The sequence below is a fragment of the Belnapia sp. AC561 genome (assembly GCF_979252845.1).
Genome location: NZ_CEEDBP010000285.1, coordinates 1 through 261 on the forward strand (window position 1 = coordinate 1; position 261 = coordinate 261).

Consider the following 261-nt stretch of genomic DNA (forward strand, 5'->3'; position numbering starts at 1 on the left):
GGCCATGACAGGTCGAACCTCTCTCGCAGCCGCCCCGCAGCGAATTCAACAGCAAGAACGGGAGAGACAGGCGCGCGGCCAAGTCGCTATCGTTATCGCCATGAACACAGCAACCGCCCCCCTGCTCCTGCCTTATGTGCCACCGTGGAATTGGCAGCAGTTCCACGCCTACTTTGCCCTGCGCTGCTTACCGGATATGGAGCGGGTGAGTGCCGAGGGTTACTTGCGCACCGTTCGGGTCGGCGATGTTTGCGGCTGGTT

At 61.7% G+C, this 261-nt stretch carries 1 protein-coding gene; it reads left to right on the forward strand.

The window, feature by feature from the left end; genetic code table 11:
• Positions 1-100: 100 nt before the first annotated feature.
• Positions 101-261 (forward strand): AlkA N-terminal domain-containing protein (locus tag AC0IW9_RS31105; RefSeq protein ID WP_471652157.1); only part of this gene is annotated, 161 nt, incomplete at its 3' end.